This window comes from Halorubrum zhoui (genome assembly GCF_051194155.1).
GTDB lineage: Archaea > Halobacteriota > Halobacteria > Halobacteriales > Haloferacaceae > Halorubrum.
Genome location: NZ_JBLZNJ010000008.1, coordinates 92072 through 102632, shown reverse-complemented (window position 1 = coordinate 102632; position 10561 = coordinate 92072). Strand labels below are relative to the sequence as shown.

General features: G+C 62.9%; 7 protein-coding genes and 1 rRNA gene. 4 read left to right on the top strand and 4 right to left on the bottom strand.

The genetic code is table 11. From position 1 onward, the window contains the following. Positions 1-190: ribosomal RNA gene (locus tag ACNTAO_RS11935) — 16S ribosomal RNA — on the bottom strand; the annotation flags it as partial. A gap of 826 nt (positions 191-1016) precedes the next feature. Here ACNTAO_RS11935 and ACNTAO_RS11930 point away from each other — a divergent pair. Beyond that, positions 1017-1577 carry a TATA-box-binding protein gene (locus ACNTAO_RS11930; RefSeq protein WP_435162250.1) on the top strand — a complete coding sequence of 187 codons (561 nt, stop codon included), beginning with the start codon at positions 1017-1019 and terminating at the stop codon, positions 1575-1577. Positions 1578-1599: 22 nt separating this feature from the next. Here ACNTAO_RS11930 and ACNTAO_RS11925 read toward each other — a convergent pair whose 3' ends face one another. Next, positions 1600-2805, bottom strand: a complete 1206-nt coding sequence (locus tag ACNTAO_RS11925; protein WP_435162249.1) for a Cdc6/Cdc18 family protein — start codon at positions 2803-2805, stop codon at positions 1600-1602. A 1531-nt stretch (positions 2806-4336) separates the two neighbouring features. Next, positions 4337-6589 carry an NADP-dependent malic enzyme gene (locus ACNTAO_RS11920; RefSeq protein ID WP_435162248.1) on the bottom strand — a complete coding sequence of 751 codons (2253 nt, stop codon included), beginning with the start codon at positions 6587-6589 and terminating at the stop codon, positions 4337-4339. Positions 6590-6793: 204 nt separating this feature from the next. On the opposite strand from ACNTAO_RS11920, the gene ACNTAO_RS11915 reads away from it, so the two are divergent. Both ACNTAO_RS11915 and ACNTAO_RS11910 read left to right on the top strand, forming a co-directional pair. Then, entirely contained in the window at positions 6794-7687 is an 894-nt protein-coding gene (locus tag ACNTAO_RS11915; RefSeq protein WP_435162247.1) for a DUF7117 family protein, read from the top strand. Positions 7688-7886: 199 nt separating this feature from the next. After that, entirely contained in the window at positions 7887-8114 is a 228-nt protein-coding gene (locus ACNTAO_RS11910) for a DUF7385 family protein (protein WP_435162246.1), read from the top strand. Between the two features lie 126 nt (positions 8115-8240). Here ACNTAO_RS11910 and ACNTAO_RS11905 read toward each other — a convergent pair whose 3' ends face one another. Then, entirely contained in the window at positions 8241-9254 is a 1014-nt protein-coding gene (locus ACNTAO_RS11905; RefSeq protein ID WP_435162245.1) for a mechanosensitive ion channel family protein, read from the bottom strand. A gap of 171 nt (positions 9255-9425) precedes the next feature. On the opposite strand from ACNTAO_RS11905, the gene trmB reads away from it, so the two are divergent. After that, positions 9426-10478 (top strand): HTH-type sugar sensing transcriptional regulator TrmB, encoded by a 1053-nt coding sequence (trmB, locus tag ACNTAO_RS11900; RefSeq protein WP_435162244.1) that lies wholly within the window; start codon positions 9426-9428, stop codon positions 10476-10478. Positions 10479-10561: the final 83 nt, after the last annotated feature.

Genomic DNA, 10561 nt, shown 5'->3' with positions numbered 1-10561 from the left:
GTTTGACACACGCGACATTCCAGTCTGCGTGTGGTGTCCGCTATTAGCCTCAGTTTCCCGAGGGTATTGCGGTCCGAAGGGTAGTTTGGCCACGTGTTACTGAGCTATTCGCCACGAGTGTGAACTCGTACGACTAGCATGGCTAAATCGGATCCCAATAGCAATGGCCTCCGGCAGGATCAACCGGAGTGGTAACCTCGGTGCCTGGTTCCCGGCACCGAGGGGGTTTGGCGGGTGTCGACGTGATGTCGACACACCATTGCATGGTCTGATCGTTCGGAGTCACCGGCGTTCCGGATGACACCGAACTACCAAGGCTCACATCAGATTTCCGCTTACGCCGGAGCGCAGGGGGCGAAATCCTCATCTCTTCTTCCGGACCAGAGCGTTGTGGTCTGGCAGGTATAAACCCACCGGAGTGGTCTGGTCAGGCGACGACGGGCCGCGCGTGGCCCGGGTCGTGTGTCGGTCGTGTTCGTTCCGAGCGGGGTGTGACACTTAACCCCGTCGGATTGGTGGTGGCCGCGTCGTGTCACGCTACGGCGAGCGTGATGTGGGCGGCCGGTGGTGCCCCACGTAGGGCTTGTCACATTCATTCGGATGGCCGGGGTACATTTAACCCCGTCGAAGCGCGGCCGCTACGTCACGCGGTTTCATGCGAATGCGGTACCACACGAGGAGCGAAGCACCGAGGAGTTGGGGACGAGAAGGCGGCCGAGACGAGACGAAGAACAGTCCAATGGGGAGTGCCGAGAGCAGCGTGAGGCGTCACGCGTGCGAGGTGAGTGAGAGCAGCGGCCAGCGAGGCGAGTGACGGACGGGCGACTGTCGATCGCACGTTCACTCGTGTCGGCACAACAGGGGGAGAAGTCACGACTCCCTGGACGGTAGTCTTCCTGAACGGTGGTCTCACGCTCCGATGGGTGGGTCGTGTGGTCGACGCGACGGCAGTTCAAGTGACCCCCGTTTATACCACGGGCGTTTATAAGGGAGGGGAACACATATAAAGGCGAACGATGACGAACCCCGCAGACTCGATCGAGATCCAGAACGTGGTTGCATCGACGGGAATCGGACAGGAGTTGGACCTGGAGGCGCTGGCAGAGGATCTCCCGGGGGCCGATTTCAATCCTGACAACTTCCCGGGCCTCGTCTACAGAACGCAGGAGCCGAAGGCCGCGGCACTCATCTTCCGGTCTGGGAAGATCGTTTGTACGGGCGCAAAGAGCATCGACGACGTCCACGAGGCGCTTGGAATCATCTTCGAGAAGCTCAGAGGGCTTCAAATTCCCGTCGAAGACGACCCAGAGATAACGGTGCAGAACATCGTGTCGAGTGCAGACCTCGGACACAACCTCAACCTCAACGCGCTCGCGATAGGACTCGGGCTGGAGGACGTCGAGTACGAGCCCGAACAGTTCCCAGGACTGGTCTATCGGATGGACGAACCGGAGGTCGTGATCCTCTTGTTCGGCAGTGGGAAGATCGTCATCACCGGCGGGAAGCGAACCGACGACGCCGAGGGCGCAGTAGAGGAGATCGTCGAACGGATAGAGGGGCTCGGACTCCTCGGGTGAGCCTCGGTCTCGACCGTGGCAGTCACGTGATCGCTGCGTCTTCGACGAGTACCTCTTTGACCACCGTCGGGTCTTCGAGTAACTGATGGTTCGTGTAGCTTCCCTCTGCGCTGCCACCGCTGTGTTTCGATTGTTCGATGATGTCGAGGAACGCGTGCTCTTTGAGTAGGTCTCTGACGCGTCGCAACGAGAGCGTGTCGGACCCTTCCTGTCGGCAGATGTTCTCGTACACCTCGTACACACGACTGGTGCGGAACCCGTCTTGTCGGTCAGCAGAAAGCGAGAGCAACGCGAGCGCCTGGAGCACGTATCGCGAGTGCGGTGTCGAGCCGCGGATGAGTTCGCGAAAGCGGTCCGTCTCGGCGCGCTCACGGGCTTGGGTGACGAAGGCCTCACGTACGGTGGGTTCGCCGTTTGCCTGTGCGATCTCCCCAGCGTACCGGAGGATGTCTATGGCCTTTCGGGCGTCACCGTGTTCGCGGGCGGCGACGGCTGCTGCGCGGGGGATCGTCGACGCGGCGAGCACGTCCTGGTGGAAGGCGTCCGACCGTGCCTGCATGATCGCCCTGAGCTGATCTGCATCGTACGGAGGAAAGACGAACTCACGTTCACAGAGACTGGACTTTACGCGCTCGTCCATCCGGTCTTTGTACTGAATCTTGTTGCTGATGCCGACGACGCCGAGCTTACACGCGGTGATCTTTCCGGCTTCGCCGGCACGCGACAGCTGCATCAAGATCGCATCGTCGTCGAGCTTGTCGATCTCGTCGAGAATGATCAACACGACGTCGTACTGCTGGTCGAGAATCCGCCAGAGTCGCTTGTAGTACGTCGACGTGGAGAGCCCCTTGTCTGGGATGTTGATTCCGGTCGCGTCGGGGTCGTTGACGCCCGAGGCGATAGTCTGGACCGCCTGGGTCTCGGTCGTATCTTGTGCACAGTCGACGTACGCGAACGTCGCAGTGACGCCCTCTTCATCCGCCGTAGAGACGAGTCGTCGAGAGACGTACTTCGCACAGAGAGACTTGCCCGTGCCGGTCTTTCCGTAGAGGAGGACGTTACTCGGGCTCTGGCCGAATATCGCCGGGTTCACCGCGGTCGCGAGTTCGGCGATCTCGTCGTCACGCCCGACGATGCGTCCCTCGCCCGGCAGGTGGCTGATCTCGAGGAGCTCTTTGTTGGCGAAGATCGGGTCCTCCCTAGTGAAGAGATCGTCCGCAGCGTTCATATCTGAGACACCGGGTTTCCGGTGAAATGCGTTCTGTTTCGTCGGAAGGGAACATCACTGGGTCGGGCGCTGAGGTGAGACGTGGCGGATACAGCACGGTGCCAGCTGCAGGCACTCGTTCGGCCGGCTCTCAGCGAGGCCGTCTCGATGGTTCTATGCAGCGTCCGGGGTCCATTCGCGAACCGGTTGCGAGCGCCACGGAAGGGGAGTCGTCTGTGGGTCGCCGATGGACAAATTGGAGCGTTCCGTGGCGGCGAGGGGCTGCAGGGCTCTCGAACGACATGGGTGTCGAATGACTCACGGTATTGAGGGGTTGGCTGTACACACACACCGGGTTTCCGGTGAAATGGGTTACGTGGTGGGTGGGGGATGAGGGTAGAGGGAGGAGAGCGAGGGTGGAGTACGAGGGTATGGGTGGAGTGCAATAGCATGAGTGGAGAGTGACCCGACGCAGTGGGGTGGCGCGCGCCTCGCGAGGTCGCCGCAGGCGGGCTCGCGAGCGCGTGCGAGGGATGAGCGAGGTGGCGAAGCCACCGAGCGAATCGGCTGGGGAGGGTGTGGCGGTAATTGGTGTCCAGGTGTCGTGCGGTCGTATTCACGCACGCTCTACCGACCTATACGAGCGAATCAGCCCGGGTGGACGTGGCGGAGTAGTGTCCAAGCGTCACGTGACAGTAGCCATCGCGGAGTCACTACAACAACCGACACGACCGTACAAAGTCGACTGAAGAGGGAATACCTAAGACCCGCGTCCGGATCTCGCGATGTCCCGATGACCACGGCGCCACCACGACGGCCGACACGGTCGTATAGGGCTAACGCAGTGTCGATACCGCAGTCGACAACGAACGCGCCGAAGAACACGCCACCGGAAACGAGGTATCACTGGAAACGAGGTATCACTGGAAACGAGGTATCACTGGAAACGAGGTATCACTGGAAACGAGGTATCACTGGAAACGAGGTATCACTGGAAACGAGGTATCACTGGAAACGAGGTGTCACCGGAGGACGACCACTACCGGCCGAACCAGTCACCGGCCGGTCCGGTGACCCTCCCGTATACGAGGGCGAAAGGATATACTGTACAACCGATCTATGCGCCGGCGACGGGATACTCCGCACGCAACGCTCGAGGCGACGTGGTCCGTGCCGACACCAACTCCGAGCCAACACAGGCCGAGGCGAGCCGCGCGAATTTCCGATGAACAGCGACGGTCGCAACGAATGCATACCACTCTTGCAACTCGTTTACTGGGATTTACTCCACCTCTATATATAAGTTATTTGGTATTAATACAGCAGCCTGGGTCCGACGAACTCAGTCAACCCACTCCCACCCACCATTTCACCGGAAACACGGTGTGTCTCTCAGCATATTCCACTACGCTCAGTACCCCTGACCACTCGCGGCACGTCCAGCCGACGCCCAGCCAATTTCCAGCCGACGAGACAGATCACAGCGTGAGCCTCCATGGGGGTCGGGACGTGAGCTCTCTCCTCAGTTCTTTGTAGGCGCAGACCCGAGCGACTACTCCTGTGCGTCGACGACGGCGACGCTGGCCAGATTGACGATGTCTTTCACCTCGTCGCCGCGTTGTAACACGTGGACCGGCTCGTCCATTCCGACGAGCATCGGACCGATGGCTTCAGCACCACCGAGCCGCTGAAGCAGCTTGTACCCGATGTTGCCCGCCTCGAGGTTGGGGAACACGAGCACGTTCGCCGCCTCATCAAGCTCGGAGAACTCGTAAGTCCCCTCGAGAATCTCGTCGACGACAGCCGTATCCGCCTGCATCTCCCCATCCACCGGAAAGTCGACCCCGTCGTCCGCGTGGAGCAGCTCGACGGCCTGACGTGGCTTTCGCGTCCCCGCGTTGTCGACGCTCCCGAAGTTCGAATACGACAGCACGGCCGCTCGCGGCTCGACGTTGAATCGTCGCGCCAACGCGGCCGTGTGACGCGTTATCTCCGCGAGCGTCTCGCTGTCTGGGTCCTGATTCACCGTGGTGTCTGCACAGAACACGACGCGGTTTTTGAACGTCAGGAGGTACACACCGGCGACGGTGTCGGTGTCGGCGGCCGACCCGATCACCTGTAGTGGCGGACGCAGTGCGGACGGATAGTGGTGGGTGAGCCCGGTCAACATCGCGTCGGCGTCGCCGGTCTTCACCATCACGCTCCCGAGGTAATTCGTGTCTCGACGGACGAGTTCGGCGGCCTCACGCTGCGTGATCCCCTTCCGTTTTCGAAGCTCGTAGAGTCGATCACCGTACGCGGAGACGTCGCGTTCGGTAGGGTCGACGATCTCTGGCTGAAAGGACAGTCCGAGCTCGGCGGCCGTCCGCGCGATCTCGTCGCTATCACCGAGTAGCACGGGCTTGGCTATCCCCTGTTCGGTGAGTTGGTACGCCGCGCGGATCATCTTCTCGTCTGTCCCCTCAGCGAGTGCGATCCGCTTCGGATCGTTTTTCGCCTTGTTCAACACGACCCGCATCATCTCGCGCGACTTCCCGAGGCGCGCCTCGAGCCGCTCACGGTACTGCTCGATGTCGACGGCCGTACGGGCAGATCCGGACTCCATCGCCGCCCGCGCGACGGCCGGCGCGACTTCGAACAACACCCGTGGGTCCAACGGCTTCGGGATGACGTACTCCGGACCGAACTGCAGCGGGTCGTCTCCGTACGCCTTGACGACCGCGTCGGGGACGTCTTTTCGTGCCAGCTGTGCCAGCGCCCTCGCGGCTGCTCGTTTCATTTGCTCGTTGATCTCCGTGGCACGAACGTCAAGTGCGCCCCGGAACAAAAACGGGAATCCGAGCACGTTGTTCACCATGTTCGGGTAATCGGACCGGCCCGTCGCCATGATCACGGTGTCGTCGCGTGCGGTCTTTGCGTCCTCGTAGGTGATCTCTGGGTCCGGGTTCGCCATCGCGAACAGGATCGGGTCGTCCGCCATCGAACGAACCATCGCTTGCGAGACGATACCGCCGACCGAGAGTCCAACGAAGACGTCGGCGCCGGCGAGCGCGTCGGCGAGGTCGCCCCCGGCGACGTCACTCGCAAACTCCCGTTTGTACTCGTTGACGTCGCCGGCGGCCGCGCGGGTCTCCGTGATGATCCCAGACGAGTCGCACATCGTGATGTTCTCGCGTTTCGCCCCGAGTGACACGTAAAACCGGGCCGTGGCGATCGCCGAAGCACCGGCACCGGAGAAGACGATCTCGAGGTCTTCGAACTCCTTGTCGACGATGTCCGCCGCGTTGATGAGCGCAGCGCCGGAGATGATCGCCGTGCCGTGTTGGTCGTCGTGGAACACCGGCACGTCCATCTGTTCGCGGAGCCGGGTTTCGATCTCGAAACACTCGGGTGCTTTGATGTCCTCAAGGTTCACCCCACCGAACGTCGGTTCCATCGCCGACACCGCGTCACAAAACGGCTCGACGTCGTCGATGTCGAGTTCCACGTCGAAGACGTCGATGTCGGCAAATCGCTTGAACAACACCCCCTTCCCCTCCATCACCGGTTTGGAGGCGGCCGCACCGATGTCACCTAGTCCGAGCACCGCAGAGCCGTTCGAGACGACCGCCACGAGGTTCCCCTTCGCGGTGTACTCGAAGACCCTGTCGGGGTCTGCAGCGATGTCCCGGCACGGTGCTGCGACTCCCGGTGAGTACGCCAACGAGAGGTCTCGCTGGGTGTTCGTCGGCTTCGTCGTCGAGATCTCGAGTTTCCCCGGTGGGTCCTCGCGGTGATACTCCCGCGCGTCGTCGTCCAATCCCATGGTTACCACAATTAGCGAACAGAGTAAAAAGCTATCCGTAGGCGTCGAACCGACAGTTCGACGATCGTCTCACCACCTACACCCACCTGCTGAGACGTCCTCCGACACACCTGCTGAGACGTCCTCCGACACACCTGCTGAGACGTCCTCCGACACATCTGCCGAGGCGTAGCGTTTTAGCCCGTGAGCGGCGTTCGTCGACCAATGAGAGTTCGGGGCGAACGCGAGTGTCGCGAGTGTGGACGCCACTGGTCGTACTTCGAGACCGGGAGCGTCGAGTGCCCGACGTGCGGCAGCCTCCACAGCGTCGGAACCGGCGACAGGGAGGCGCACACCGACGCGCCCGTCGACCTCGACCTGCGCGAGCACCGACAGCGGTTCGGCGAGACGACGTCTGTTCTCCCGACCGATGGGGTCACCGACCTCAAACGCGACCTGCGGGCGTACGTCCACAAGCGAGGATTCGTTCACGCCGGAGAGCTCACCGAACTCGACGCGACGTATCTCGCCGCACGTGAACTTCTCGAAGCAGTCGACGTCTACGATCGCCTCCGTCAGCCAACCGCCGACGACCAGGCGTACCTCCTCGACTTACTCGCCGGGGCCGACGGCGGCGACCGACCGCGCACAGCCGAGGTACCAACGACGATGCGATCTGCACGAGGGATGGCGACCGCCCTCGCCGTCGAGACGTACCGCGAAGCGCTCGCCACGTACCTCGCTGAGTCGACAGCGGACACCGATGCGTCCCGTCGTACCAGCGCGTTCGGCCACACCGACGCCTCCGGCCACACCGACGCCTCCGGCCACACCGACGCGCCCAACGGCTTTCCCCAGAGGCGCGAAGAGCCCAGCACGGTATCAGCGTCCCAGTCCCGCGAGGGCGAGTCCCTCCAGCACGTGCAACTCGACCGGCTCCGTGAGCGACTCCGCGACCGGACCAACCAGATACTCGCCCTACAGGGCGACGTCGACCCGAGCGTCGCCGACGAACTCGTTCGTGCGACCCGTGCTATCTACGCCGCCGTCACGACCGGCGACGAAGACGCACTCGACCGAGCGAACGCGCACCTCGACGACGCGGCACCCATCTCGTGAACGACACGCCGTGAGTGCCGCCTCGTGAACGACACGTCGTGAGTGCCGCCTCGTGAACGACACGTCGTGAGTGCCGCCTCGTGAACGACACGTCGTGAGCGACTCGACGTCACTCACTCCCCACGCTCACGGCGGTCTCGTCTCTCAACCGTGATAGGTGAGCGGAGAGGTTGAAGTACGACGATCGCCGCATTGGCGTATGGTCGCCTTCGACGTTCACGAACACCGGCACGCGCTGAAGCTCCTCCGCGACACGGGACCAACGACTCTCTGGCGCTCGAACGGGGCAGCCCGGTGTCCCGCCTGTGACGAGCCATTCGTCCGGCTGTTCGTCACCGAAGCCGAGACGACGAGTATCGCTCGAAACGACGGTTCCGCCTTCTGTCTCCTCCGTGACGCGGAGTCGATCAAGCTGTTTCGTCACTGACCGTCGACGCGCATCAAGACGTACTGGCACGCACCGAGACGTGCCGATACGCATCGAGACGTATCGGCGTACTACCACCACGCGCGCACATCGACACACCGAGACACATCAACACCCCGACCGTGGCTAGCGGGTTTCGGTCCCCGGCGCACGTGTCTCAGACCCGCTCACGTCGAACTCACTCGCTTCGAGGCCGCCAGCCTCGGTCGAGTCAGCGACACTCGCGTCGGTCGCGTCGGGGTCGGCCGAACCTGCGTCGACGCGCGCCACACCAGACGTCTCATCGAAGACGAGGTGCCGGTGCGGATACGCCATCTCGACGTCGGCGTCGGCGAGTCGTTCGCGAATGTTCGTGTTCACGTCCGACTGCACCTTCGCGAGCTTGTACGGCTTTTTGACCCAGTAGCGAAGCCGGAGCAGGATGCCGTCGTCTCCGTACTCGTGGAGTCGACAGTCGGGTCCCGCGACGTACCGGGCGACGCCGATTCGAATGTCCGGTCCCCCATCGATGACGGCCTCACAGTCCCGCGCGGCGCGTTCGATGAGCCGGCGCGCAGCAGTCACATCGCTCTCGTACGTCACGAGGACGTCGATCCGTCGACGGGTGCGCTCGTCTTCGGCGGAGTAGTTCACCACGTCGCGCTCGCGAATGTTTCCGTTCGGCACGACGAGAAACGTGTTGTCGAGGGTGAATATCTTCGTGTACCGAATCGTGATGTCGTCAACGAACCCCTTCGTGCCGTCGTCAAGCTCTACCATGTCGCCGATCTCGAACGGCTGGTCGGCGAGGATGAACAACCCGTTGATGAAGTTGCCCACGAGCGGTGCGAGGATGATACCGACGACGGCCGACAGAACCGCCGTCCCGATCAGGAGGTCGGTGAACCGAACGCCGACCACCCAGAGCCCGGTGAGAAACGCAGCGGTGACCGTCCCGAGACGAACACCGCGAACGATCGTCTGTGCCACGCTCTGACGAGAGAACTGTCTCGCGACGGGTCGCCCGATGAGCCGGACCACGACCCGAGACAGCGCCGCCCCGACTACGATCGAGAGCGCGACGACGAGGAGTCGCACACCGGGGATCGACCCGAGCGCCGTGATCCAGTCGACGAGCGACAACACCGCCGATCGAGCCATACGCCTACGGCGACGGCCACGCGAAAAAGCGTTTCCTCCGAGCCGCAGCGGCGGGCTCCCCCCATATCGACGTCTCACCGACTGAGACGCACGAACTACACCCGAGTGTACAATCGCGTGCAACTTCACTCATAGTAAAAAGCTATACCGAATGCACCCGTTCGATCACACATGCCCGACGACCTCCGGACGACGCTTGACCGCGTCGGAGACCGGTTCAACTTAGGCGAGTACGAGATCGACGCGTACCTCGCGGTGTTAGAACACGGCGAGTTGACCGCGAGCGACATCGCCGACCGGACGAACATCCCACAGCCGCGAGTGTACGACACGGTTCGGAGCCTCTCTGACCGCGGGCTCGTCGAGCTCCGAGAGTCTCGCCCGATGAAGGTGGTCGCGGTGGACCCGGACGACGCGTTCGACGGCCTCCGGTCGTCGTTCACCGAGATGGTCGACGAACTCGCCGCGCGGTACACCGCACCGACCCGGGAGACCGAAGCCGTCTCGCTCGTCAAATCGCGGTCGACGATCCTTCGGTACCTCGAAGACGTCATCACCGGCGCCGAGTACGAACTCGCCGTCTCGTTGACGCCCGACCTCCTCCGTCGATTCCACGACGCACTCGCCCAACAGGTGGCCGCCGGGGTCAGCGTCGAACTCCTCGTTACCCCCGCTTCTCAGGCACCGGACCCGGACGAGTTCGACTACCTCACCGTGGCGACGGTCGCACGCGCGCGCCGAGGCATCACCTCGCCCGTCCTCGCAGTCGGTGACGGGGAGTACTCCGTGTACGCGACCCAGGACGCGTTACGTGACGACCGCGAGCGGTACGGCGTGATATTCAACCGCTCCGCGCTGGGCTTTCTCGTCTCGGGGTTCTTCGGAACCGTCCTGTGGACGACCGCCGAGGCGCTCGCGGTCGACGACGACACGCGACCGTTTCCGCGACGATACGCGTCCATCCGGCGAGCGGTCAAGGACGTTCGTGCGTTCGGCGAGGAGACGTTCTACGCCGCGGTCGCCGGGCGCGACATCGAGACGGGCGAAACGATCACGCTTCGTGGGCGGGTACTCGACGTCGAGTTCGAGTCCTCCGAGGAGGTCGCGGCGCTCGTCGTCGAGACCGAGGATGGGCCCGTCGAAATCGGCGGTCGCGTCGCCGCTCTCGAGGACGTCGAAGGCCAAGAGATCGTCATCGGACGAGACGACTCACCGACCTTGTGAGATCGCTCACGACGACCGTCGCGGACTCCCGCCACGAGAGATGCCCCGACGGACGCCTCCGGTAGCAACTTATTCTCGGGGCG